Origin of the sequence: Chryseobacterium lactis, assembly GCF_003815875.1 — a bacterium.
GTDB classification, from domain to species: domain Bacteria; phylum Bacteroidota; class Bacteroidia; order Flavobacteriales; family Weeksellaceae; genus Chryseobacterium; species Chryseobacterium lactis.
The window spans coordinates 5,547,864-5,574,309 of record NZ_CP033924.1 but is presented as its reverse complement, the minus strand read 5'-3'; the positions used below and the strand labels follow the sequence as shown (position 1 = coordinate 5,574,309).

At 34.6% G+C, this 26,446-nt stretch carries 17 protein-coding genes; 9 read left to right on the top strand and 8 right to left on the bottom strand.

Features of this window, described 5'->3' with window-relative positions; translation table 11 throughout:
• Positions 1 to 89: 89 nt before the first annotated feature.
• From EG342_RS24815 to EG342_RS24800, 4 genes are all read right to left on the bottom strand, one after another.
• Positions 90 to 1,949, bottom strand: a complete 1,860-nt coding sequence (locus EG342_RS24815) for a CocE/NonD family hydrolase (protein ID WP_103293819.1) — start codon at positions 1,947 to 1,949, stop codon at positions 90 to 92.
• 381 nt (positions 1,950 to 2,330) lie between these two features.
• Positions 2,331 to 5,069, bottom strand: coding sequence for a TonB-dependent receptor (locus EG342_RS24810; protein WP_103293818.1), 2,739 nt, complete (start codon positions 5,067 to 5,069; stop codon positions 2,331 to 2,333).
• A gap of 89 nt (positions 5,070 to 5,158) precedes the next feature.
• Positions 5,159 to 5,578 carry an SH3 domain-containing protein gene (locus EG342_RS24805; RefSeq protein ID WP_103293817.1) on the bottom strand — a complete coding sequence of 140 codons (420 nt, stop codon included), beginning with the start codon at positions 5,576 to 5,578 and terminating at the stop codon, positions 5,159 to 5,161.
• 6 nt (positions 5,579 to 5,584) lie between these two features.
• Positions 5,585 to 6,070, bottom strand: a complete 486-nt coding sequence (locus EG342_RS24800; protein WP_103293816.1) for a BON domain-containing protein — start codon at positions 6,068 to 6,070, stop codon at positions 5,585 to 5,587.
• A gap of 220 nt (positions 6,071 to 6,290) precedes the next feature.
• Between EG342_RS24800 and EG342_RS24795 the strand changes: the two genes are divergently transcribed.
• The gene (locus EG342_RS24795; protein WP_103293815.1) at positions 6,291 to 7,541 is read left to right on the top strand and encodes a dicarboxylate/amino acid:cation symporter; all 1,251 of its coding nucleotides are present in this window, start codon (positions 6,291 to 6,293) and stop codon (positions 7,539 to 7,541) included.
• A gap of 3 nt (positions 7,542 to 7,544) precedes the next feature.
• On the top strand, positions 7,545 to 8,267 hold the full coding sequence (locus EG342_RS24790) for a phytanoyl-CoA dioxygenase family protein (RefSeq protein ID WP_103293814.1): 723 nt from the start codon (positions 7,545 to 7,547) through the stop codon (positions 8,265 to 8,267).
• Between the two features lie 49 nt (positions 8,268 to 8,316).
• Here EG342_RS24790 and EG342_RS24785 read toward each other — a convergent pair whose 3' ends face one another.
• Together EG342_RS24785 and EG342_RS24780 are read right to left on the bottom strand one after the other, a co-directional pair.
• Complete coding sequence (locus tag EG342_RS24785) at positions 8,317 to 9,084, bottom strand: hypothetical protein (RefSeq protein WP_103293813.1); 768 nt, start codon at positions 9,082 to 9,084, stop codon at positions 8,317 to 8,319.
• 9 nt (positions 9,085 to 9,093) lie between these two features.
• Positions 9,094 to 11,895: a GH92 family glycosyl hydrolase gene (locus EG342_RS24780; RefSeq protein ID WP_103293812.1), complete on the bottom strand. Its 2,802-nt coding sequence runs from the start codon at positions 11,893 to 11,895 to the stop codon at positions 9,094 to 9,096.
• Positions 11,896 to 11,990: 95 nt separating this feature from the next.
• Here EG342_RS24780 and EG342_RS24775 point away from each other — a divergent pair, with 95 nt between their 5' ends.
• Complete coding sequence (locus tag EG342_RS24775; protein WP_103293811.1) at positions 11,991 to 14,333, top strand: outer membrane beta-barrel family protein; 2,343 nt, start codon at positions 11,991 to 11,993, stop codon at positions 14,331 to 14,333.
• Positions 14,334 to 14,724: 391 nt separating this feature from the next.
• Entirely contained in the window at positions 14,725 to 16,020 is a 1,296-nt protein-coding gene (locus tag EG342_RS24770; protein ID WP_164465233.1) for a phage integrase SAM-like domain-containing protein, read from the top strand.
• A gap of 55 nt (positions 16,021 to 16,075) precedes the next feature.
• On the opposite strand, the gene EG342_RS24765 is transcribed toward EG342_RS24770, so the two are convergent.
• On the bottom strand, positions 16,076 to 17,719 hold the full coding sequence (locus EG342_RS24765) for an NUMOD4 domain-containing protein (RefSeq protein ID WP_103293809.1): 1,644 nt from the start codon (positions 17,717 to 17,719) through the stop codon (positions 16,076 to 16,078).
• A gap of 633 nt (positions 17,720 to 18,352) precedes the next feature.
• On the opposite strand from EG342_RS24765, the gene EG342_RS24760 reads away from it, so the two are divergent.
• From EG342_RS24760 to EG342_RS24740, 5 genes are all read left to right on the top strand, one after another.
• Positions 18,353 to 19,333, top strand: a complete 981-nt coding sequence (locus EG342_RS24760) for a hypothetical protein (protein ID WP_103293808.1) — start codon at positions 18,353 to 18,355, stop codon at positions 19,331 to 19,333.
• Positions 19,334 to 19,519: 186 nt separating this feature from the next.
• On the top strand, positions 19,520 to 19,804 hold the full coding sequence (locus tag EG342_RS24755; RefSeq protein WP_103293807.1) for a helix-turn-helix domain-containing protein: 285 nt from the start codon (positions 19,520 to 19,522) through the stop codon (positions 19,802 to 19,804).
• 23 nt (positions 19,805 to 19,827) lie between these two features.
• A complete protein-coding gene (locus tag EG342_RS24750) occupies positions 19,828 to 21,366 on the top strand; it encodes a DNA primase family protein (RefSeq protein ID WP_103293806.1) in 1,539 nt (512 codons plus the stop codon).
• A 434-nt stretch (positions 21,367 to 21,800) separates the two neighbouring features.
• Positions 21,801 to 23,324 (top strand): DUF6965 family protein, encoded by a 1,524-nt coding sequence (locus tag EG342_RS24745; protein WP_185126924.1) that lies wholly within the window; start codon positions 21,801 to 21,803, stop codon positions 23,322 to 23,324.
• A 713-nt stretch (positions 23,325 to 24,037) separates the two neighbouring features.
• Positions 24,038 to 24,757, top strand: a complete 720-nt coding sequence (locus EG342_RS24740; RefSeq protein ID WP_103293805.1) for a hypothetical protein — start codon at positions 24,038 to 24,040, stop codon at positions 24,755 to 24,757.
• Positions 24,758 to 25,918: 1,161 nt separating this feature from the next.
• Here EG342_RS24740 and EG342_RS24735 read toward each other — a convergent pair.
• On the bottom strand, positions 25,919 to 26,128 hold the full coding sequence (locus EG342_RS24735) for a hypothetical protein (RefSeq protein WP_103293804.1): 210 nt from the start codon (positions 26,126 to 26,128) through the stop codon (positions 25,919 to 25,921).
• Between the last annotated feature and the right edge of the window lie 318 nt (positions 26,129 to 26,446).

Genomic DNA, 26,446 nt, shown 5'->3' with positions numbered 1-26,446 from the left:
CCTTGTCAAGGTTTTAAACCTTGACAAGGCTGCGTCGTCTACTAAATCATTAAAAACAAAAAAGCTGTTCAAACGAACAGCTTTTCAATTTATTTCAGGATATCAGCTTCAATAGAGCTGTCATCATAGACTTTAATAAACGCTTTTGTATAATCTTCTTTTGTAGCAAAATTCGGATTATCTAAAAATTTCTGTGGATTGATAGCAAATAATGGAAACCAGGTACTGCTGATCTGAATCTGGATTTTATGTCCTTTTTTAAACGTGTGAACAACATCCTGAAGTCGGAAATTGACTGCTGTTTTCTGACCGGGAACCAATGCTTCTCCTTTTTCTTTTGTATTTCTGAATCGGGCAGGCATTATTTCACTTCTTACCATCTGGTGATAGTTTCCGTAGATGACCCCTTCTTTCTTTTCAGCAGGTTTAAAGTCTTCAGGATACACGTCAATTAGTTTTACGGCAAAATCAGCGTCGGTAGAAGAGGAGGCAATATTTAATTTGGCCATTATTTCTCCGGCAAAAGCAATATCTTCGGTCAATATATCCGTTGTAAAGGTCAATACATCCGGTCTGCCTACAGCAAATCTCTGGTCTTCCGACATATAATTTCTTGGCGTGAACCCATTAAAATCCTTTAAATGATCAGAACTTACAACCGGATTATTCGGATCGCTATAATATTCTGAATATCCTTGTCCTGAAGTTTTCTTTAAGGTTTTGTCTGACAAATAAAAATTAATTTTTTGTGCATTTTTAGGAGGATAGGAAGCAAATTCTTTCCATACTTTAGCTCCGGTGTCATACATCAACGCTTCAGGAAGTCCGGCATCTTCTTTGGTGTTTCCTTTCAGGTAATGGTTGAAGAATTTTGTTTCAACATTTTTTTGGTAATAGGTGGCGATACTGTCTCCAAAATACGTTTCACTATGAAAATGTTTACCCTGCTCTTGTCCCCATCCACCATGAGAAAACGGTCCCATGACGATTGTGTTTTTTGCTTTCGGACTGGTCTTTTCAATAGTTTTATAGATATTTAATGGCCCTGAAAGATCTTCTGCATCAAACCATCCTCCGACAGTCATTACAGCATGATTGATGTTTTTCAGATGAGGAAGGAGCCCTCTTTTTTGCCAAAATTCATCATAGTTGGTATGATTCATAATTTCTGTCATGAAGAAATTATTCTTATAATATTTTTCATAAGCATCCTTTAATGTACCAAGATCCCTGTAGAACTTTAGTCCATCTTCAGAGGTTTGTTTGATGAAAGAATCCATATACCAGGCCTTGTTTTCCGGCTTTGTTTTTTGAACTCCAAACACGGGAAAGGTTCTGAAATAGCCTAACATAAATCTTCCGTTGTGCAGAAAATCGTCATTCCAGAAATCCGAAATCGGAGCCTGAGGCGATGAAGCTACTAAGGCAGGATGTTCTGCAAGAGTTCCAACCGCAGTATAAAATCCGGGATATGAGGTTCCGAATTGTCCTGCTTTTCCATTATTGTCTTTTATGTTTTTCAAAAGCCATTCAATGGTATCATACGTATCGGTGCTTTCATCGACATCTTTCTTGGTTTTATGTTCTACCTGCGGCGTCATATTGGTGAAAGTTCCCTCACTCATATATCTTCCACGTACATCCTGATAAACAAAGATGTATTTGTCCTTCATAAGATAGCTATTGGGACCAATTTTCGTTTTATATTCATTTTCACCATAAGGAGCAACACTGTAGCAGGTTCTCTGCATCAGAAATGGATATTTGTTTTTGTTTGAAATATCTTTTGGAATATACACCGAAGTAAAAAGTTTAACTCCATCACGCATCGGAATGTAAAATTCTTTTTTAGTGAAATTATCTTTCACAAAAGTGTCCTTCTGCTCGGTACTTTGGGCTTTCCCCAAAAGAAAAAATAGAATAAATAAAACTGAAATATGGATTTTCATAAAAAAAATTTACGGCTAATTTAAAAATAAAAATACTCTTATTACAGCTTATTCTGCGAATCTTCTTTTAAAAATTAAATATGCTTATACTCTTCAGATGAAAATTAAAGATTTTTAGAAAACTTACGTGTGCTTATCGAAGGGTTGCATTGCAGAAATTAGTAAGGCTGGATTACCGTGAAATGACAAAGAGAAGTTTGCATCATAAAATGAATGATTAAAGCAATAGGTGTCATTCCTCAGGAATCTAAACATGGTATCGGAACCTCCAATTGGTAAGAATAAGACTGAGATTGCTTCGCCTTCGGCTCGCAATGACGATTAAGAAATAGCCGGAAAAGTTTCCGGCCATTGATAGAAAATATATATAAAAGTATGGTGTTACATTTTTTTACCGGCAAATTTATTCAGCTTCATACTGATCGAGAACATAATATATCGTTTCAGAATAAGGTCTTCACGGTCTTCATAATAAGAATCTGTGATTGTTCTCCTTACACTTTGGTTCTGATTTAAAATGTCATAAACTTTTACTTTTGCAGTAAATTGTTTTTTAAAGAATGAATATCCCAGACTGGTATTCCAGAAGTAGAAATCCTTTTTGAAACCGGGTGCTATATTGGAGTTGGTATTGTATTCAAAATCATTTCCGAATACAAATCTGCTCTGGAACAGATAATTGGTAAGTTCCAGTTTTAAAGACTGATTGGCTGTATTGATCTTGTCAATGCTATAATTGGTGTAGTTGGAAAAGCTATATCCAAGGCGGTATGAAGGTTTTATCGTCATCTTATCTTTAATCTCATAAATAAGATTCAGTCCCGGATTGAGAGTATAGGAATTACTTGTAAATGCCTGTCCGTTGATAAAACCATTATTATAAGCGTAATTCATATTAAACCGGGGATTAATGGTAAACTTATTGTTATTCCATTTAAAGGTTTTGGTGAAGCCTCCGCCTGCATTAATGCTCTTATTCCCGCTTACATTGTCGTAGGTGATAATCTGTTTACCCGAGGCATCATATCTGGAATAATTAATAATATCATTATTTCTGTAAGTAAAACCGGCATTGACGAAGTAACTGATATTTTTAATCTTATTATAATTGCTGAAATAAAAAGATAGACTATTCGTCCATGTATTTTTCAAATCAGGATTTCCGGTAGAAGTAACCAAAGGATTAGATTCATCTTTATAGGGAGTCAACTGCTCTGCGCTGGGAATGGTGAAATTGGAATAGTTGTAGATACTTAGATTTTTACCTTCCGCAAGCTGATAATAAAAGTTTACATTATAGCCGGGCAATGCAAAATTTTTCTGCAGATCATATTGTTGTCCGTTAAAAATAGAATTAACCTTCATATCTGAAATATCAAGATTCAGGGAAGCCCAAATATTCAGCTTTTTTTTGCTAAGCTGATAAGTCAGTTCCGGAGAAATCTGATTGATTTTTTGCCTCATACTGTTAGATAAAAGCATATTGTATTTTGAATATTCTCCCGTGGCTATATCAAAATCATTTATATCCCTTATATCCCTTGACGATTTGGTAGTATATTTTACTTCAAGACTTACCGTTGCAGAGTCTGAAATGGGTTCAGTATATCCCGCATTGAAATTAAAATCATTATTCTGATTTTTACTTTTAGCCAGCTGATCCCGGTTATCTGTTGTATTTCCTGAGTTCTGATAAAATGTATTCTGAGACTGGCTTAGGTTGTCTCTATTGGATTCAGAAATAGTCGTGTTGATATTCGCAGAAACCACACGTCTTTCTTTCTTAAATTTCCTGGAAAAATAAATGGTGGGGTTAAATGAATTACTTTCCGATTGATTATTCGAATAAGAATTGCTTTCATTCAATAATGTGTTGTCTCTCAGGGTTGAAGATTGTGACTGGCTGACTGAAAAGGTACTGTTTTTACTAAACCTTGGGGAAATATAAATAGTTGTCAAAGAGTCCAGTTTAATCTTTGCTGAGGCGTCAAAACCATATTGCCTGGATTCATTTTTACCGGTATTTTCAGATTGAGTCTGAAGAGTATATTCCGGAAGAAGTGTAGCCCTGGAAACTTTAGATTTTGTATCTGTATTGGAGTTTGAATAGGTTAAACTAAAAGCATCCAGATGTGCATCTTTTCCCAATTTATCACTGTAGTTCAGTCCTAAGGTGGTAGATCTTTGTATGCCTTTTCCTCCGCCCTGGCTACCTCCGGATCCTCCCTGGCCCGTCCAGGAATTTCTGCCGCTTCCCATACTGTCAAAAACATCATCACGGGAAAAGCCCTGAGAATTGATATTATTTGACGAGGCTAAAACACTGATTTTCGTATCTCCTTTGAAATAACTTACAAGTCCGCTGGCTTCATACCGCTTGTCTGAACCATAACCAACAGAGAGTCTGGAAAGCAGTCCCTTGTTTTTCTTTTCATCAATATTAAAATTAATAGTAGTATTTTGAGACTTTGGTGTTTTTCCGCTAAGTTCTTCTTCTTTGGTTTTGGTGGTTGTAAACTGAATATTTTTAATGATGTCAGCCGGTAAATTCTGCAGGGCAATTTTACCGTCTTTATCAAAGAAAGGTTTCCCATTGATCATGATCTGATCCACATCTTTTCCGTTGACCGTTATTTTCCCGTCATTGTTGATTTCTACACCGGGAATCTGCTTCAGAAGTTCTTCAATTTTACTATCGGGACGCACCTTGATAGATGAGGCATTAAATTCTATGGTGTCTTTTTTAATTTTAACAGGAGATACTGTAATCTTGACCTCATCAATTTGGGTAACAGTATTGCTTTTACTGAGCTTAATATCTTCCAGGGATAGAGACTGAGAGATTGTTTCAAATTTTTTTGAGTAGGGTGATAATTTGTCAGCGTCAATTTTTAAAAGCGAAGGTTCTTTCATTTCATCCATTTTCAGAGAAAACTTACCTTCTTTATTGGTGGCGGTGTAGTTGATAATAGACGAATCCTTTTCTTTCAACAAATATACGGTAGCATTTTCTACAGGCTTTTTATCAAAACCCAATACTTTACCATCGATATGTATTTTCTGAGCGTGTAGAATAAAGGCTGTGAATACCAAAGCCAGTACCATTACTATTTTCTTCATTAGTCTTTTCACAGCGGTAAAAATAAAAAAACATCCCAATATAGGGATGTTTCTTTAAAAATATTTCTTTAAAATTGAATTTTTCAAAATTAAGCTTTCAAATATCTTGAATAAGCATATCCTTCCTGGCCATCGGCAGTTTTCACTTTCCACCAGTCATCAGAAGTTTGCTCAATTAAAGTTACTGATGCACCTTTCGCAGCTTTTCCTACTACAGCAGCTTCTGTAGAAGGCTCCTGTCTGATGTTAAGATTAGACTCGTCAGTTGCTACAGTTAAAGAAGCTCCTGAAGCAAGACCTGCTACCTGTACATCGATATTGATATCTGAAGCAGAGTATGTAGAATCAATTGCTCCTAAAGCATTCCATACTGCGTCTTTAGCAGCGGTGTTGGAAGCATTTCCGGAAACATAAAGAATTCCGTCCTGCTCCTGAACCTGTAGATTTGAAATTCCTGCAGATTGTGCTGCTGAAACTACTCCTGAATATTTATCTTGTAATTCGCTCATTTTAAATTATTTTACAATTAGGTTATTGTTATACTTCCCGATTTTCAAAGCATCTACAGATTCTTTGATTTTTCTTGCCTGTTGAGCAGAAACGTTTCCTGTAAGAGTTAATTGTCCGTTTACTACTTCTACTTTTACAGTAGGGAAATCTTTTACAGCATCCTGAACTTTTTTCTGAACAGCAGGATCTACAGCAGAAGCCGTATCAACTGGTGCCGGTGCCGGAGCTGCTACAGTAGACATATCCATAACATCTTTTACCCCGCTAATTGCTTTTAATTTTGCAATCATCGCATCTTTAGATTGTTGGTCTGCGAAAGTTCCGCTTAAGTGAGCAACACCTTCTTTTACTTCAACAGAAGCATTGGGATTAGAAGTTACTACAGTTGTAGCTTGAGTCTGAAGATCAGCATCAGAAACTTTCTTTTTGCAAGAAACTGCTCCGAAAGATACAGCTACAGCCAATGCAGCCATTGCGATAGTTTTTTTCATATTGTATATTTATTAATGTTGTTATACAATCAAATGTAATAATAAAATTTATACCAAAGGAATAAAAATTCAATAAATGTTTCTTAAATTTTTTGCAATATTTTCTAAACCAGGGAATTAATTTTTAAAGATTAAAAACTTAATATAAAATTAACCTCTATTGAATAAAATCTGATGCCAATTGAAAAACCATTATATTTGCGCAAATTGAACTATATATATGAAAGGACAAAATAAACTTTTTATAGCGATTGTCATTGCACTTATTCTGGGAGTAGGAATCGGAGGCATAGTACATGTGAAATATCCGGAAAGTGCAGAACCTTTTTCCAAGAACATAAAATTGTTGGGAACTGTTTTCATCAGGTTGGTACAGATGATTATAGCACCGTTGGTTTTTACGACCCTTGTAGTGGGAATTGCTAAAATGAGTGATATCAAAATGATCGGAAGAGTAGGAACGAAGGCAATGCTTTGGTTTATTTCCGCTTCTTTGGTTTCTCTTTTTATCGGATTAATGTTGGTGAACTGGCTTGAGCCGGGACATGTAACGAAATTACCAATTCAGGATGTGGCTTCTGCTGAAGATCTTCTTAAAAGCAGCAAAAGTTTTTCCATGGAAGACTTCGTAAAACATATGATCCCTAAAAGTTTATTTGAAGCTTTTGCAACCAATGAAGTTTTGCAGATCGTTGTATTTGCTATTATGTTTGGTGTTGCCCTGGCTAATTTGGGCGAAGAATATGCGCAGCCTGTAGTGAAACTTTTTGATATTATAGCCCATGCCATCCTTAAAATGGTAGGATATATCATGTGGTTTGCTCCTTTCGGTGTATTGGGAGCAATCGCTGCAGTAGTTGCGACCAACGGATTTGAAATTTTTAAAGTATATGCAATTTATTTGAGAGATTTCTTCTTTGCATTGGGAGTTCTTTGGCTGGTACTTTTATTGGTAGGTTATTTTATCTTAGGAAACCGTCTTTTCGATTTACTGAAGAGAATTAAAGAACCTTTATTGATTGCCTTCTCTACAACAAGTTCAGAAGCCGTATTCCCTAAACTGGTAGAAGAGCTTGAAAAATTCGGATGTAACAGCAGAGTAGTATCATTTATTTTACCCTTAGGATACTCTTTCAACCTGGATGGAAGTATGATGTATATGACATTTGCCTCTATCTTCATTGCACAGATTTATGGCATCGAAATGACGCTTGGACAGCAGATTACCATGCTTTTGGTGTTAATGCTTACCTCAAAAGGAATTGCGGGTGTCCCAAGAGCCTCATTGGTAATTATTGTAGCCACCTGCTCAATGTTCGGAATTCCACCGGAAGGTATTGCCTTAATCTTGCCAATTGACCATTTCTGTGATATGGGAAGAAGTATGACTAACGTATTAGGAAATACATTAGCGACGTCCGCAGTTTCCAAATGGGAAGGACAATTAACGGAACCTTTAGACAAAATCTAAATAATGAGTTTAAAAGACTTAGAATTATATAAAAGCCATATTCATGAATATGGCTTTTCTGTTATCAATACCGTTTTTTCTGAGGGAGAAATTGAAAAGATAATTGATGTTCTCAACAGTATTGATACCTCCAGAGAAAATTTCAGGAAATCTGAAGATCTGTTTGCTATCAGACAGTTTTTAAAAGAAATCCCGGAAATTAAGGATCTGATTTTTAATGACAATATCAAAAGAATCATAAAAGACATCTTTGGAGAAAAATATTTCGTGGTAAAAAGTATTTATTTTGATAAACCGGAAACTTCCAATTGGTATGTTGCCTATCATCAGGATCTGACAATTTCCGTGGATAAAAAAACAGAATTATCAGGCTTCGGACCATGGACGACAAAACAAAACCAGTTTGCTGTACAACCTCCGCTGAATGTGCTGGAAAATATATTCACCATCAGAATTCATCTGGACGATACGGATGAAAATAACGGAGCATTAAAGGTCGTTCCGGGCTCTCATGCCAAAGGAATCTACAGACCTGAAACGATTGATTGGACGGTAGAAAAAGAGAATATCTGCAAGGTGGAAAAGGGAGGAATTATGATCATGAAGCCTCTTATCCTTCACGGCTCCAACCGGACAACCAACGGAAAGAAGAGAAGAGTTATCCATATAGAATTTTCAGACATGGAACTTCCGGAAGTCCTGCAATGGTCAGAAAGAATGAATTAATAAAAACAAACCCTTCTTCAAAAATACTGAAGAAGGGTTTATTTTAGTTCTAATCAGAATATATTACTTCGCTTTCAGGATCTTCAATACTATTTTTATCGTAACAGAGAAATAACAGAAATTCTTTTGGTTCAGAATCTGAAGAACTGTGGGGCATGTCAACCTTAAATTTCGTTTTCAGAATATCCCTGATTGTTTCATCTTTATGGCTAAAACCTGCAATTGGAGAGATTTCCTGAATTCCAGCCAGATTATTAACTTTTACTTTATAAATAGCGAATTCCTGCTTTGGGTTGAAATCGCTGATTTTAGATAAATCCGATTTATCATCGGTTGGAGTTTCCTGGTAGCAGGTGGCAAACTGCAGATTTTGAAAACCTGATTTGTTTTTTTCTAAATAAGAAATGGCTTTACCCAAATATTCAAACCATGACTTTTCATCTTCTGTTACTCTGTTTTGTAGTTTGGACTTTGGTGTACAATAATCGATAGAATAAATGTTATCATATTTTTGTAAATAGATCAGGTATCTTTCTTGAGGTTTTACATTCAGCTCACATGCTGCAGATTTTGATTTTCCAATCAGTCCGCTCACAATAATTGTTTTGATTGATTTTCCTTTAAAAATTTCTTCGAATTCAATATCAACTTTATATGTTCTTCGCTGTTTATTTTGATCATATACTTTTACTATTTTAACCACACCAATTACATCAGCGTCCTGATAGTTCTGTGAAAAGGAATTGCCAATGCAACTGCAGGCAGATATTTCTACAATACTTAAAAGCAAAAAAAGTAATAATAAGAGTTTTTTCATAGATAGTTTTTATTTTGCAGAAATTTCATCAATAAAAATATAGGCATCCCCGCCTGCTCCCTGATGCCATTCCGGAAGTTTTCCGAAATAATAAGCTTTTACTTTGATGTAGCGAGCCTCTGTAGGAAGAATTTCAGTGGAAAATTCTTTGATCTGTACTTTTTCATCTTTGGGGTCAATATCATTATCGATCGTTTTCAACAGAAAGAAATCCTTGTTATTCATCGAGGCATAATATTCTACTTTTTTAGGCATCAGAATCCATGCTTTACTGTCCTGAAGATAGCCCGAAGATAATTTGGTAATTTGCTGAGGTGATTTAAAATCAATAACAGCTTCAAAATTCTGCCCCTGATATCCCTGCCATTCTCCTTTTCTCCAATTCACATCACCTCTGATTCCATCGATAAGAGCCAGCTTTCCGTTGGCTGTATATTGTGGAGTTACTTTTGAAAGAATATTAATGTCCCAATAATTAGGTCTTCTGTTGAAATTGGCAACAGTCACCGAACTTTTTTCACCCTTTCTTTCAGCATACGCCGTAACCTGGGTCGATTTACTGATGGTGAAAGGACCTTTATAAGGAATAAATGTTTTTCTTTTATTGGCATCACTGTCATCCAGAGTCATAAAATAAACTTTATCATCAGGATTCAAAGTAGTGATTGCTACCTTGGTAGAAAAATCGAAAATTCTATCGGCTACAATAACCGGAGACGTTGTAAGTTGGGCATACTTCAAGTCCTTTGAAGGTTGTATATTTTCAAATCCTAGCTTTTTAAGCTCTGCTTTTCCTGTATTTTTTGTGATAGTTCTGGTGGTTCCGTCTTCAAGATGGATTTTAATTTCGTCAAAATAAGGAGTCGTCGTTTCCCATTCCGGTAATCCCGGTGTTACTGAGTAAATGCCCATAGCACTCAAAATATACCAGGCGCTCATCTGGCCGCAATCTTCATTTCCGATTAATCCGTCCGGCGTGTTTTTATAGAAATTATCCAGAATATATTTGATTTTAGCATCAGTTTTTTCAGGTTTATCCACAAAATTATAGAGGTAAGCAATATGATGGCTTGGCTCATTACCCTGTGCATACTGGCCGATAAGACCCGTAATGTCCACCTGCTCTCTTCCTGTCGTTTTATCCGGAGCCGCAAAGATGGCATCAATAAACTGTTCAAACTTTTCTTTTCCGCCATGTGCTGCTATAAGTCCCGGAATATCCTGTTGCACTGAGTAGGAATAATGCCATGAATTCCCCTCGGTATAATTATTATTTACTTCTCGCGGATCAAAAGGCTCATACCAGTTTCCATTCTTTCTGGGTTGCATAAAACCATTGTTGGGGTTATAAAGATTTTTCCAGTTCTGAGAACGTTTCATAAAATACTGGTAATCATCTTTTTTGCCTAAAATCTTTGCCATTTGAGCAATACACCAGTCATCATAAGCATATTCCACGGTTTTGGAAACACTTTCAGATTCATCATCCATGCTGATATAGTTATTCTGTTTGTAGGCATTTAAACCAAAAATATCCAGCATGGCAGAGTTTTTAGAAGCCTGAAATGCTTTTTCATAATCAAAACCTTTGATTCCTTTAGCCATCGCATCAGCAATTACAGAAACAGCGTGGTAGCCGATCATGCATTCTGTTTCATTGGAAGCCAGTTCCCAGACCGGAAGTTTCCCGCCCTGTTCGTATTGTTTGATGAATGTATTGATAAAATCGGATGTTCTTTTTCTATCAATTAAAGTCATTAGTGGGTGCGCTGCTCTGAAGGTATCCCAAAGTGAAAATACCGTGTAATAATCGAAGTCTTTAGCTGTATAAAGCTTATTATCTCGGCCTCTGTATCTCCCATCAACATCCATATTGATATTGGGTTGTGTAAAAACATGATAAAGAGCTGTATAAAAAGTAGCGAGCTTATTTTTGTCATCAGATTTTACTTCAATTTTTGATAGCTCCTTATCCCAGTCAGTTTGCGCTTGTTTTTTTACAGATTCAAAATCTTTAGCTTGTCCTTCTGCCAGCATATTTTTCCCTGCTCCTTCATAACCTGTTGGAGAAATTGCTACTTTTATCTGGATTTTTTCTCCTTTCTTAACATCGGTTGAAAAGGCCAGTGCAAGTCTTGTTCCGGTAAAAAGGTTGTTGTCCTGTTTTCCATTCACTTCTTTTTTAGAGATCTTCATTGGTTTTGAAAATTCTATTCTGGCGTAGATATATTGATTAGTGGCCCAGGCTTCACTCCTCCGGAATACTTCAATGGTCTTATCGTCAATAATTTTAACCTCACCTTCAAGCAATTTATCCCGATGATTAAGATCTAAAATAATATTGGCATTCCCGGTATTATTGAAAGTATATTCATGATAGCCGACTCTTTTTGTTGTTGTAAGACGAACATCAATATTGTTTTTATCTAATTTCACTGTATAAAATCCTGCTGCAGCCTTTTCATTTTTATGAGAAAATTTTGACGAATAATCTTTACTGCTCAAGCTCGGATTTCCCATCGTCGGCATCAGCATAATATCCCCATAATCTGAAACTCCGGTTCCGTTCAGGTGAGTATGAGAGAATCCATAGATGAGAGAATCTGAATAATGATATCCGCTGCATCCGTCCCAGCTGCCGTCAATTCTGGTATCCGGGGAAAGCTGTACCATTCCGAACGGGATAATGGCTCCGGGAAAAGTATGTCCGTGGCCTCCGGTTCCGATGAAAGGATTTACGTATTGAGAATAGTTTTGAGCCCAAATAATCTGAGTAATAAACAGGGAAAATGCAACCAGATTTCTTTTCATATTTAAATTTTATAAAAGCTAATATATCGAAAAACCACAAAATAGATGTAATAAAGGGCAGAGATGGTTTGTCTTATTAAAAACTAGTAGAATCAATGAAGAAAATTGTACTTGCTGTAATGCTGCAGTTACCGATGCTGGCATTTTCCCAGACGCTAACGGGTAAGATCACTCAATCCGGAAAAACGCTGTCGTACGTTGAGGTAATAGCTGTTAAAGATCAAAAAAAACATACCGCAATTTCTGATGAAAGCGGAAATTACTCTCTGAAAGTTTTAGAAAACGGAAACTACAATATTAAGCTGATACAGGATGGTTCAGAAATATCCACTATTGATATGTTAATCAATGGAGATGTAAAACAGGATTTTTCTATTGAGAATAAAAAGGAAAAACAAATTGAAGGCGTAACGCTCACTGCCAGAAAAAAACTGATTGAAAGAAAAGCTGACCGATTGGTTTTCAATATCGTTAATTCGGTTGCCTCTCAGGGAATGGATGGTGCAGAGGCTATGGCTGCCACACCGCTGATTAAAGTGGATGACAATACCGGAATTTCGATCGCAGGGAAAAGCGGCGTCACTATTATGATCAATGAAAGAATACTGAATCTATCTGGAAGTGAACTGGTGACCTATCTTAAAAGTTTACGATCCGAAAATATTGAAAAAATAGAAGTAATCACTACACCTCCCGCCAAATATGAAGCTCAGGGAAACAGTGGCCTCATCAATATTGTTTTGAAGAAAAATCAGAATCTCGGATGGAGCGGAAGTCTTACAACATCACTCCAGCAGCAGACTTATACAGGATTTTCAAACAGTGTAACGGTGAATTATCAGAATGAAAAGCTGCGTTCCTCGATTAAATTGAGACAAAATAAATATGAAAAGCATTCTTACGAAAATTACAGGATAGATGGAGCAGACGGTCTTAAAAGTTCTGACGACAGAAGGGATTTTGGAGACGGATTAGGCGCTAATGTAAGTGTTGATTATTTACTGAGTTCCAGATCAAATATGGGATTTATTTACGATTATGGATTCGGGCATTCTAATATGGATATTGTGAATACTTCAGATTATTTTCAGAATGGAAATTATACCAATACCTTACTGACTTCAGCTGAGCACAGGGGTAGGAGTGTTCAGCAAACGATCAGTGCTTATTATGATCTTAAATTTGGAAAACAAGACAATAAATTGAGCATCACCGGAAATTATTTTTCTAACGTTCCCAAGACGACAATTGATTTTATGACAACGGAAAATTCCGGAGATCAGTTTACGGTAAAATCACCTTCTATGGTAGATTATAAAATTTATTCAGGGCAGGCTGATTTGACCTTGCCTTATCAATGGGCAAAGACAGAAGCAGGGGTGAAGTTTACCAATTTTGATAATAATTCAGAAATATCCTATAAAAATTTCACCGATGGGAATTATATCACCGATCCTGAAAAAAGTAATGCATTTAAGTACAATGAAAAAAATTATGCCGCTTATATCAGTTTTGAGAAGTCTTTCAATGAAAAATGGTCTGCCAAGGCAGGATTACGGTACGAATATGCTACGGTCACAGGAAATTCTCTGACTTCGGGGCAACAATCGGAAAATTCCTACGGGAAGTTCTTTCCAACGGCTTATGTCTCTTATAAAAGTAATGAAAGTAATACATTCAGTCTTACGTATTCAAAAAGGATCAACAGACCCGGGTTCCGTGCCATCAATCCATACCGGTGGTATATCAATATCAATTCTTATTTTACAGGAAATCCCTTCCTGAAGCCTTCTATTAACCATAATTTTGAACTTTCCTATGTATATAAAGGAAAATTATCTGCTTCAGCTTATTTCCAGAGAACCTTGGATGGATTCAGCCAGATTGTAAACCTTAGCGGAGAAAACAGGATCAGTACTTTCGCTAATTTCTTTAATCAGAACAGTGTTGGACTTACCCTGAATTATTCTGATACATTCTTCAAACGCTGGGAAGCCAATTATTCTGCAGATCTTTCATATATGGAAACAAAAGTATTTGCAACAGATGCTGCTTCCAGAAAAGGAAATGGGTTTGATTTTGATTTTCAGAACAATCTTTCCCTCAACAAAAGCAAAACAATTCAGTTTGTGCTTAACTACTGGTTCCGTTTACCGTCTAATTTTGAAATGATACACTGGGAGTATACCGGAAATGTAACTTCCGGGCTGAAGCTAAATCTTATGGAAAAAAGTCTTCAGATCAATGTGCTGGTATCTGATATTTTTAAACAATCGAGGAGCAGGGGGCAAATCTTTTATACGACGGGAACTCATTCTTTCAACAACTATTATGATGCAAGAAGACTTACGGTGTCGGCTACTTATACTTTCGGAAATAAAAAAATAAAAGGAACGGAGCGTAATGTGAAGTTCGATGAGAAAAACCGGGCGAATTAAAACCAGAAGTTTTGGAACAATCGAAGACTAATATTCATTTTAAGAAAGTTGTAATTATTGATTAATCCTATCCAACCAAAATGATACTTAGATTTCTACGAAATGACAAAACAAGTTGGCGTCACAAAATACATGATACATACAAACATTGTCATTGACTTCGTCGAATCTTTGATTTCCGTAGGAACTACAAGTATGCAATATGCTATTTTCTGTAATGATAGTGAAATTGAGCTCGAATTTGTATATACAGTACATATATAGTGTTTTTCGTTTTATTTTCCATTGCAATATATTTTATATAGTTCCATTGATATGTAAAAATATTGACACAAATTTTGACACAATATATCAGTTTTGTATATTTGTTTATACCTTAATATATAAACAGATGGCAACGGTTACTTATTACTTACGATCAAAAACAAAGAACAGCGTTATTCAGATGCAATTATCCGTTTCAAAGTCCCTGAAAATGCGTAATGCCACAGGTTTACAGATTAACTCTATAGATTGGAGCGATAAAACCTCTCTACCCAAACAAAATAATCCAGAGAATAAAAACCTGGTATCTGATTTAAATGATTTAAAAAACTTTGTACTGAAGGAATATAATCAGGATTTTGCCGCTGGTGTTTTATTTGATAGCCATTGGCTTAAAAAGAAAATAACTACCTTTTTTTCAAGAGTGGATATAAAAACGGATGATAATATTGTGGTCAATTATATGAGGGGTTATAATGAGCTTCGCCAATTGGCCAAATCCAAAAAGACGACTGATGCTCATTATGTAACACTTGAGGATAAATTTTCACGTTTTCAAAAGTTTCAAAAAAAGAATTATGTATTTTCTGAGATAGACAAAAGAGTGATGTTTGAGTTTAAGAACTGGATCATGGATGATTTAAGGTGTATGGAATCTACCTCGAATAGAATCTTAAAGAATTTCAAAACGATATTATATGATGCTCGGGGAAATGGAAAAACTATTCATCCTCAGATTAGTGGATTGATCATTGAAGAAGTTCCCTCGATAAAAGTATTTTTAAGTTTTGAGGAAATATCAAGAATTAAAAAGGCACAAATTATAGGGGAAGATTTACTCCATGCCCGGGACTGGCTTCTGATTGGTTGTTATACAGGCCAGCGTGTGAGTGATCTATTGGATATGAAAAAAACAAAGATTTTCAAGAAGACGGATTCTGATGGTGAGAGTTTCATGTTTATAGATTTGATCCAAATCAAGACAGGCAAACACGTGAGTATTCCCATCCATGATGAGGTGGAGCATATTCTACAAAAATATGATGGAGGTTTTCCTCCTTTATTCAGAGGATCAACCCTCAATAGCAATGCCACCCTCTTTAATGAGCATATTAAAAAAGTATGTGAACTCTCAGGAATCCATCAACTCATGAAAGGCAGGATTTATAATGATGAATTAAAAAGAAACGAAATCAGAGAAACGGCAAAATACAATCTGGTAAGCAGCCATATTTGCAGAAGAAGCTTTGCTACTAATTTTTATGGAGATAAAAGATTTACCACACCCCAAATCATGGCTATTACAGGACACAAGACAGAAACGACCTTTCTACAATACATCGGTAAAACCTCATCCGACCACGCTTTAAATACGGCAAAAACATTCAGGGAAATAAAAAATCAAAACAGGCAGGCTTTATAATCATCTATTACTAGGCCAAATCATTTGAATACTATCTTTTTTGGAGGCTTGGATCTTATTTTTCCTTTTTATTAAATGCATTTGTAATAAAGCGTAATGAAAGTTTAGATAGATCTATATCCAATAAGCTTTCATTTTCATTAACTATCCGCAACGTTCTGTTATTTAGGTCAAATTCTTCAACAAAACAAAAATAAAGAATTCGTGTAAGCACTTTTGGGTTTATATCTTCCTTGGCGTGCAGCCGAAAATAAAGATAGGGGGACTCAGCTTTCTTTAAGCAGAGAGAGAGAATCTGATCTTCTTCATAGAAATGAGTGCCAACGGTCCATCCGCTTAATCGTTTTATCCTTCCTTTATTGGAAATAACATATTTACCGCCAAAACCAGGTAATGGTTTCCAATATTCATCTGGTAAATCTCTTAGAGATAGATCCAAAATAGCAGGTGGATTTTTCATATTAATCCGGGGCCTATTCAGTTTCTCCCAGAGAGAATCGTTGAATACTTTTTTTGAATTAAGTATTTTTCTGATCTTGGTTTTATTTCTTTCTGTAAGTATATCATTAATGGACTGTAAGGAGAGTTTCAAAATATCGATATCCCATTGTGAATCATTTCCGTTTACAATTACCAGATTCCTATTTTTGAGATCAAATTTTTCAATAAAACAATAATAAAGCATTCGGGTAATTGCTATAGTATAGCTTTTTCCATTACAACTTAACTTAGTGTAAAGAAAATATTTTTCACTATCAGACCTGTGAACAAAGAGCGAGATGATATGTTCTTTCCAAAAAGTTTTATTTCTATTTTGTGTCCAGCTGTTTAATCGTTTTACTCTCCCTTTATTTGAAATCTCAAAATATTGTTCAAGATTGGGAAGTGGCTGCCAACTTTCACCAGGAAGAGTTTTGAGCAATAAATTCATACAGGCTGGAGGATTATTTTCATCAATTGGCGGCTGTCCGAGTCTTTTCCAAAGTCTTATATTGAGGGCCTTTTCAGGTTTACTTTTAGTTTCCGGTATAAAATCTTCTTTAGTAAGTGTATAATCTTTGGCAAACCATCGAAATTTTCCTGCAGTAGTCCTTTTTCTATTAATGACAGCTAAAATATGAGGGGGAGAGATTCCGAGACTTTCACTTGCTGCATAAATATTTTCATAGGTAGCTACAAAATCACCTTCAACTGTGTATTGGCTCACTGTCTGCTGATAATTCCCCTTCTTTCCTCTGCCTTTGTTCAGTGCTTTACTACGTACCTTATTGGCAGTTAACTTCTCTAGATTGCTAAAATGTACATTAAATCGATTATCATCTTTAAAAGACATACGAAATGAAAGATCGTCCATGTCAAATTTTTCAACAAAATGATAGTAGACCAAACGAGCTACTGATTTTCCATATATTTTCCCTTCAACACAGAGGTTACATCTCACATTATAAAAATGAGTATTTAGATATTTGTTAAAATATCTGAAGGCTTGTGGTTTTAAAATTCTATCTGATAGTTTTTGCATTCCTCCGTTGGGAGTTGCAACCCATCGTTCCAAGCTTTTTATCCGTCCGTAATTTGAAATAGCATAATTTTCAAAATCTTCTATCCATTTCCATTTTTCACCCGAAAGATTTTCTAAGGAAAAGTTAGAAAGGACTGTGTTTATATACTTATCTCCTAATTCAATAGGTAGTTTCATAACTCAAAAATTTCTTTTGTATACGTTGATATAATATCTAAATTTAAAACAAAATTTTATAAGATCGTTCAAAATTGTCTAATCTCTATAGACTTAACTTCAAAATTTATGAGCATTGATTCTGGATTGTATTTATTCCAAAAGCTTATCACCATGAATAGAGCATTGTGTTTACAATCGTATATGTATTGAAAATATATAAATAAGGTAGAAGTTCAAGAAGTACCGTTTGAATAAGCTCAACAATAGAAATATTAACGACATAAAAACTCACATTGCTTGAATGTATCAAAAATAGATCTAAATATTAAAATCTATGAGACCCAAAGCAAATAAAAAAACATAAAACATTACAATATAGCGATTTAATGCTTATTTAAGATTCTGCTTGTGTCGCACGTGCCGGATGTGTCGCAGAAAAAACAAAATTATTTTTCATAAAAAAAGTTACCAGAGTTACTCAAGTTACTCTCCAAAAAAACATTTTTTTTAAGAGCTATCTCATTGAAAGGAAAAAATAACATTCCAATTTTCCAAATTTTTTTAGACTTCGAAAATTGATATACAAGTAAATTATAATGCGCCATACTTTGACGCATTTGCTTTATACCTTAGCATTCCAAATCACAAGTTATGGAAATCCCGTTTTATTTAAGTTATAAAGAATTTGAAAAGAATTACCCCACAGACCTCTCTAAGTGGTTTGGATATTACGGTGATTCCGATGAGGTAGATTTTTTAAAAGAGCTGGTAGGCCAATATCATTACTTTTTAGATTATGATTGCACGCAGGATCAATTAATCCCTGATATTACCATTACCCTTACTGACTGTATTTTCCCTTATCATGAAAAAAGTGAGTGTAGATTTATTGCAGCATATCAGGACGGAAAGAAGAAAAAAGTATTTTGGGATGAAAATCAAAATGTGCTTGAGTGGAAGAAAGTTACCATGATGCAATATGCCGGGCATATTGTAGATAAAATACATAAATATTTCAAAGCCACTCATACTATTTTTCCTGAAAATAAAACATTGCATGACTATATGAATAATGAAGAGATTATTAAATATGATGAATTTTTCGGGTATCAGATTGATTATAGCCTTCATCAGAAAGCCCTTCCATTCTTAAAAGCTTATATGCCTTTGCATGGTAAGGAGGTTAGTGAATCACTATTTCGAAATTTTAATTTTGCTATTGTGAGGATAGCAGAGTACATTGATTGGAGACTAAAAGCATTAAAGGCCTTTCAATGGAGTATTTACCATAGGGTAAAATCCGGGGCAAAAGCAGATGTAGAAAAAAATGCTGAAGAGCAGCCCCCGCAGATTTCTTATGTACCTAAAATAAAAGTTAATGGCAGTTTACAGGCTTTGGGATATATTTTAACGGAGCTTATGGATAAGGGGTATATTGAACCTCAGCGTAAAAATGGCAGCCTCAATGTACAGGGAACAGCAAAAATGATTTTAGATCACTTTGAATTTACCAAGGAAGAGTTTCAGCCTCCCTTAGAAAGTGTCAGACAGTGCTTATTTACCCAAAATAAGTTTAGTAATGATAAACAGAATCTTTTTAAAATCCCTTCCTCCCAACAGTTAGAAAAATAGTTTTTGTTTTTAGGTAGAATGTACTCTATTCCCCGAAGCTTATTTTCGGGGAATGTTTTTTTAAGATATATCGTGCTGAAGATCAATATTATAGCATCAAAACTGGATACACTGTTACCAAAACTGGATAACACTTGCACCTTGCAATACTCCAATTTTGTACTCAACAATTAAAAACAATTTATTATGAGTGCAATACAGTTTATAGCCACTACGCCATCGGAATTAATCAAAGAGATTAAAGAAGAAATCATTCCTGAGCTAAAAGAGCAGCTCAAACAGGAATTTCAACCCAAAGAACCTACCCACTACCTGAGCCGTCAGGAAGTTTGCAAAATTCTCTCCATTGACTTAAGTACCCTTCACCGCTGGAGAAAAGAAGGAACTCTCATTGCCTATGGCCTTGGAAACAGAGTCTATTTCAAAAGAAATGAGATTGATGAGCTGATCAACCAAAACAGACTGAAGTAAAATCCATTATATACAGATACCTTATGAAACTCACTCCTGTATTTGAAGACCTCAACAATCCTGCTACTTTTACAAACCACATGGAGGAGTTGTTAAACTCACGTCCTCAGGTAACTCCCCACGACCAGGTACTGCAAGCGTTAAAAGCTCAGTTTGAGCAGTTGGATTTTCAGCTCTTGACCTTTCCACAGGTCGGGGAGCTCAGAAAAGAGCTAGAGAAGCTCCCAAGGGAAAGCGAACAGGCCAACCTCATCCGTAAAGAACTGGCCCGGCTCAAACTTACTCTCAAACATTATTTGATTCTATCTATTGAAAATGTATTGAGACTGGCAGAAAAGAATCGTTGGGGTTTGTGTAAGAATCACGATTTTATTTATCTCTACAATGGCAATTTCTGGAGTGAACTGGATAAAGAAGCCTTCCAGAAGTTTTTGGGAGAAACCTCAGAAGAAATGGGAGTCACTAAATTTTCAGCAAGGTTTTACCTATTCCGGGAACAATTATTTAAACAGTTTTTAGCCACTGCTTATTTACCTACTCCTGAAAGTAAAAAAGATGAGGTACTGATCAACCTTTTAAACGGAACTTTTGAAATTAGTTCCCAGGGAACCCAATTACGAGCCTTTAACCGCGATGATTTTATAAGCTATCAACTCCCATTTATCTACGATCCTAAAGCAGAAGCCCCATTATTTAAAGCGTATTTAAATAAAGTTTTACCGGACATGGAGCGCCAAAGGGTCTTAGCTGAGTACTTTGGTTTTGTATTTATCAAACATGGTAGTAATGCTTTGAAAGAGGAAAAGGCACTCATACTCTATGGAACAGGTGCCAATGGGAAAAGTGTCTTCTTTGAGATAGTTAATTCCCTCCTGGGTGAGGAAAATGTAAGCAGTTACTCTCTTCAAAGTCTAACCAATGAAAACGGATATTTTAGGGCAAAGATTGCTAATAAACTGGTGAACTATGCCAGTGAAATTAATGGAAACCTGGAAGCCTCAACCTTTAAACAGCTCGTTTCTGGAGAACCCGTAGAAGCCCGTTTACCGTATGGAGAGCCATTCATCTTAAAACAATATTCCAAGCTTATTTTTAACTGCAATGAGCTGCCTAAAGATGTAGAGCATACCAATGCCTATTTCAGAAGATTTTTAATTATTCCTTTTGATGTAACCATTCCACCGGAAGAGCAGGATAAAAACCTCCATACCAAAATCATTGAAAATGAACTCTCAGGAGTTTTTAACTGGGTACTGGAGGGATTAAACAGGTTATTGGAACAAAAACAGTTTTCTGAATGTGAAGCAGCACAAAAAGCTGTTGAAAATTACAGAATGGAAAGCAACAGCGTACAAATGTTTTTAAATGATCATGAATATCAAAGCAGTTTAAAAAGATATAGGCTCATTAAAGAACTCTACTATGAATACAGAGTCTTTTGCACAGATGAGGGGAATGTACCTTTTAAGAAAACCAATTTTATAAAACAGTTAAAGACATTAGGTTTGATTGTGGATAGAGTTGCACAAAACCAGTTGGCAGTATTTATTGAAACTTCTTAATAAAACTGTCATAAAAAAAATGTTTTTCTGGAGAGTAACTTTAGTAACTCTAGTAACTGATCTGGTTTTTCATTTGGTAAAAGCGAAAATCACAACTGTTTAATTACTATTTGCTTATGTTAAAAACACATTACAGTTATCATTTCAGACATTACTCAAGAATAATATATTAACTGGTTTTTCAAGCTTAACAAAAAAGTTACTGGAGTTACTAAAGTTACTTCCGTAAAACAAAAATATTTTTTATCAAAAAGTAGATCACAATACCAGAATATAGAAGAAAAGAGCAGGAAAAAAAGTTTTTTCTACAAGCGACATACCCGACATGACAAACAATTAATGCACTAAAGTACAATCATTTATATTTTATTCAAATTTCTATCCATGTCAGACATGACGGATATGTCGCAAGAAAAACAAAAAAAACTACTAAAATGAAAACAGAGTACAGGTATATATTAGAGAAAGGAAGCAAAAAATATCCTTGCCCTCATTGTAACAAAAAAAGCTTTGTCCGTTATCTCGATACTTTTGAGAGCGAATATTTACCAGAGCAATATGGGCGTTGTGACCGTGAAAGCAAATGTGAGTATCACCTCAGCCCCTATAAAGATGAATATGCAGAAACAATATCTGACCAAAGGGAAAAAGTTACTTCCACAAAACAAAAATATTTTTCTTTAGGATCTACATCACATGTTCACAATAAGCTTATGACAGTGAAAAAGCCCACATATTTTGATATTGATGTTTTTACGAAGACTTTAGAGAGTGAAGGCTATGACAAAAATATCTTTATTCTTAATCTTTTATATCATGTCCCTTTTCCTTTTCAGAGAGATGAGGTTGGAAAAGTAATAGATCTCTATCAGCTTGGAAGCATAACCAAAGGGTACAGAGCCGGAGCTGTTACTTTTCCTTTTATTGATTTTGATGGAAATATTAGAGCAGTACAGGTAAAACAATTTGATAAGGAGAATCATACCATAGGAACAGATTTTTTACATTCCATCATAGAAAAGCAGTATATCAAAAACAACCATCCATTACCCGGTTGGCTGAGTGCATATAATGGGAATGAAAAGAAAGTCTCTTGCCTCTTTGGTGAACATCTTTTGAAAAAGTACCCCCTGAATCCTGTTGCCCTGGTAGAAGCACCCAAGACGGCTGTTTATGGAAGTTTATATTTTGGAATGCCTCAGGAAAGTTCTAAGAATTTAATCTGGTTAGCGGTGTATAATAAAAGCAGCTTTTCACTAGGTAAGCTCAATGTTTTAAAAGACAGAGACGTTTTTGTTTTTCCTGATTTATCAAAAGACGGGAATACCTTTAAAGAATGGGAAACTAAAGCTAAAGCTATGGAGAATAAACTACCCGGTACCCGTTTTATTTTTTCAGATCTGTTAGAAACTCTATCTGGCGATGATGACAAAAACAAAGGCTATGATCTCGCTGATTTTTTAATAAAGCTGGATTGGAAGCTCTTTAGAAATAAGCCCAAAGCTAAACAGGAATATGACTGGCAAAAGTGGCAAGCAGAATCTATTGACCTTACCTCTTCCAGAGAAGAACCTTTTCACTTACCTGAGCCTTTAAAAGCTATGACTGAAGTAGAAAATACGGCAGAAAAAGCAGATACAATAGAACCTACTCAAATAATTTCATCCCATAGGGTATTTCCAGGAACCCAACCCAATACAAGAACTCAGAAAAAACAGGATAAAACATCAAAAATGTGGGATAAAAAAATTCAGGAGCTTGAAACATTCTTTTCGGACTGTGAGTTGTTAAATTGGAATTCCATTCCATTAGGCTCATATGGAAATATTTCTGATGTACAGCTATTTATTAAAAATCATCTTTCCATTGTAAAAGCAAATGCAGGTAAAACGGTATTTCTTCCCTATCTTCAAAGATTAGAAGAGCTAAGAAGCACTTTAAAGCTCAATCCGCCTTAGATGAGTTCGTTATCCAATGTAAAAAAAAATTGTTTCCAGCTTTTCATACTTTTCATGTTTTACATCGATCAGATCATTAAGGCAATATATAATAAGGTAAGGCCACTTTCAAACTATATTTTAAACAGTGATATGGGGTCTATAATGTCAAAAGGTACTTTACAACGTTCTACTTCTACGGGGCTGCGACCCCCGAAAAAATGCCAGACACAGAAATTTTTAGAGATTTCCACCTAGAGAATACCTATCAAAAACACAGTATTCATAGGATTTATGAAAAAAAAGACTGTTTTTTGGTTTCCACAGAAATAGAAATAGGAATGAAAAAGAATAGGTATCAATAAAAGCATATGCAAAGTTTGTAAGCATAAACCGCGCTGCTACCTAGAAAATGATTGATCCAGAGAAGAATGTAAAAAATATGATTCTCAGAATCAAAAACTAACTTATCGGGTTACAAATAAGCAATATGGTTTCCAGTATTTCATATTTTTCACTTCTCATGATTTCTTTAATCTGAAGACAAGACAGAAAGATTTTTTACTATCAAATTAGGCTGATATAGCTCCCGGAAATTATAGATGAGGCGTAAAAAATCTGATACAAATTATAATCCTCAAACCGGACAAAACCATACATTAAAAAAAACAAACCTATCTCAACCCAGAATTTAAAAATCATCCTTTACATCATTAATTTAAATTAAAAGCAAAATGAAAACAGATAAAAAATCCATTACAACAAATCATAAAGGTTTACAAAAGTTGACAGAATCAGAAAATAATTTAGATACCATACTGGCATTACATAAAATCACTTTAGAAGACCTGGGTACTCTCGATGAAACAAATAAAAATGAATTTCTAAACATAATGACTCAAAAACTTAATAGCTTAAAAGGAGATGAATTAGAAAATTTTTGTACTCAGATTGAAGACATCATGCATCCTAGGGTTAAAAATGAGCTTTGGGAAAAGAATCACATCAATATTATGTGGGGAATTTCTGTCCTTATCAGAGAGAATGGTCGTATGCCCACTAAAACAGAGATTTCAAGCAAAACCGAGCTGAGCAGGCAGACTGTACACAAACACCTGAAAGAATATAAAAACAGTATTTATTATACGGAGTTTCAGGAGCAATTCGGGATTCTGCAATCTAAAATAATGTCATCCGTATTTCAACATGCTATTGGTGGAGATATGAAAGCAGCTAAGTTATATCTAGAATGTATAGGAGCTTTGAAAAACACCTCATCAGCAAACCAGCAAAGTCACGTTAATAATACCTTGATACAAAATCAAAACAATATGATCCAGATTAATGGAATGATACTCAACCAGGAAACTATACAGAAGCTCAAACCAGAACAGTTAAACACCATTGAAGGAATTTTAAAGACTATAGAGATAAAAGAATCTGATCAAATATAATAAATTGGTTAATAGACTAAAGCACTAATACTGTCTATTCATAATTTGATCATAAAGAATGATTTAATATTTCTGCATAACAAAAAAGAATTATATTCGTATCGAAATAAATTTTCATTATTTTGTGGTTTAGCCTTCCTACATCAATACGGAAGGCTTTTTTATTACAATCCTTTAAAAGAAATTTAGCAAGGTTTTTGTAAGGTCACAACATGCGTTAGGAAAATAGATCATTTAAAATAAGAGATATTAAATCTAGCCGTTTTTCTTACCCATAAAAAAGCTTTTATCTCTACAGGGTAAGCTCTAATCACCTAATAAGTTCTAAGATAAGAATATCTATTTTCTAAATGTTAACAACAAGATTAATAAAATTTATCACTTTGAATTGAAATATATTTTTAATTTTGACCAAGCTTTTCATTAAGTACAAATGAAAAGAGAGTTTTGTTCTTCATAATCTAAATTCAAAAGCTTTACAGGACGGTTTTATTATTCTGTCCTGTTTTATTGAATTTTTTTCACCCTAAATTAATTAGTTTCCTGCCGGAAGTTAGCCTTCCGGCATTATTTTCTCCTATTCAAATAGAAAAACTAAAACAGTAAAGAGAAAACAAGAGAAAAATGACGTGGACTTTTCAGATCTACTTCAGAAATGACCTAAAGTATACATAAATTCTATATAGGGGCTGTTATTTTTATTCAAAGAAAAAAATATACACAAACCCCCATTAATAAAAAGAAAATCAAAAATAGAGTACTTAAAACAATTACTGAAAAATTACCATTTACTACTATTTTACTACCATTATACGACTGAAGAACTATAGAATAATGACTTGAATTACTATATTTGACATAAAGTATTACAAAAAAATACAATTGCTTATCTTTGAAACAAACTAAACGTTCCAACTAACTTTAATATTTGATTATTACCGGAGACTTAATTGTCTTCGGTAATTTTTTTTCATTCAAAGTTCTTTAGTATTTTAGGTTATCACAAACATTAAAACAAGTTTAAATAAACAATTCAACCGAGTTTATCCCTATCTCATTGCGTGTGCATAGGAAATAGTAATAGAGCATATTAAATCTATATCCCACCATCTAACATATGCAAATAACAATAATAGATTAGTTTTAATAATACATAACAGGTTATTTAATACTAATAAGAACAGTATACTGATCATCTGATGAAAATAAAAGGCAAAGATCATCCTTGTAATTATCTTCTTTGTAAAACTCCATAAATTCTTTCTGGTCGCTAATTAATTGTGGTACAATAATAAGTTTTACAACTGGTTGGTCATTTATCAATTTTTTTTCTGTTTCTTTTTTTTCTAGTAAAGCTTCTTCGTAAGTCATTTGTGATTTTTTAAATGGTTAAGTGATATTTATAATAATCTTTTGCTATAGCTACCTCTATTTTAATTTTCAATTTCTTCTGACAGTTAACCAAACTTTCTCCCAGTCTAATGGAAGATATTTATGCTGGAGACATTGTCAGGAATAATTGTAAATAAGCTAACTTTTATTGAGATGTTCGTTTCACCTGATAATTTTATTTCTTTTATTTTGTTTATAGACGTACTACAAAGTATAATGTATTTTCGTTTTGTACAATTTGGCATCAATCTGTCGTTATATCATCGGCTTATGCTTAAATCATATTCAATATTATAT

Excerpts from the sequence above, each read along its gene's own strand:
- EG342_RS24740 (WP_103293805.1), top strand. The coding sequence starts at position 24,038 with ATGAAAACAGATAAAAAATCCATTACAACAAATCATAAAGGTTTACAA.
- EG342_RS24795 (WP_103293815.1), top strand. The coding sequence starts at position 6,291 with ATGAAAGGACAAAATAAACTTTTTATAGCGATTGTCATTGCACTTATT.
- EG342_RS24785 (WP_103293813.1), bottom strand. The coding sequence starts at position 9,084 with ATGAAAAAACTCTTATTATTACTTTTTTTGCTTTTAAGTATTGTAGAA.
- EG342_RS24790 (WP_103293814.1), top strand. The coding sequence starts at position 7,545 with ATGAGTTTAAAAGACTTAGAATTATATAAAAGCCATATTCATGAATAT.
- EG342_RS24750 (WP_103293806.1), top strand. The coding sequence starts at position 19,828 with ATGAAACTCACTCCTGTATTTGAAGACCTCAACAATCCTGCTACTTTT.
- EG342_RS24770 (WP_164465233.1), top strand. The coding sequence starts at position 14,725 with ATGGCAACGGTTACTTATTACTTACGATCAAAAACAAAGAACAGCGTT.
- EG342_RS24800 (WP_103293816.1), bottom strand. The coding sequence starts at position 6,070 with ATGAAAAAAACTATCGCAATGGCTGCATTGGCTGTAGCTGTATCTTTC.
- EG342_RS24765 (WP_103293809.1), bottom strand. The coding sequence starts at position 17,719 with ATGAAACTACCTATTGAATTAGGAGATAAGTATATAAACACAGTCCTT.
- EG342_RS24780 (WP_103293812.1), bottom strand. The coding sequence starts at position 11,895 with ATGAAAAGAAATCTGGTTGCATTTTCCCTGTTTATTACTCAGATTATT.
- EG342_RS24755 (WP_103293807.1), top strand. The coding sequence starts at position 19,520 with ATGAGTGCAATACAGTTTATAGCCACTACGCCATCGGAATTAATCAAA.
- EG342_RS24815 (WP_103293819.1), bottom strand. The coding sequence starts at position 1,949 with ATGAAAATCCATATTTCAGTTTTATTTATTCTATTTTTTCTTTTGGGG.
- EG342_RS24735 (WP_103293804.1), bottom strand. The coding sequence starts at position 26,128 with ATGACTTACGAAGAAGCTTTACTAGAAAAAAAAGAAACAGAAAAAAAA.
- EG342_RS24775 (WP_103293811.1), top strand. The coding sequence starts at position 11,991 with ATGAAGAAAATTGTACTTGCTGTAATGCTGCAGTTACCGATGCTGGCA.
- EG342_RS24745 (WP_185126924.1), top strand. The coding sequence starts at position 21,801 with ATGAAAACAGAGTACAGGTATATATTAGAGAAAGGAAGCAAAAAATAT.
- EG342_RS24810 (WP_103293818.1), bottom strand. The coding sequence starts at position 5,069 with ATGAAGAAAATAGTAATGGTACTGGCTTTGGTATTCACAGCCTTTATT.
- EG342_RS24760 (WP_103293808.1), top strand. The coding sequence starts at position 18,353 with ATGGAAATCCCGTTTTATTTAAGTTATAAAGAATTTGAAAAGAATTAC.
- EG342_RS24805 (WP_103293817.1), bottom strand. The coding sequence starts at position 5,578 with ATGAGCGAATTACAAGATAAATATTCAGGAGTAGTTTCAGCAGCACAA.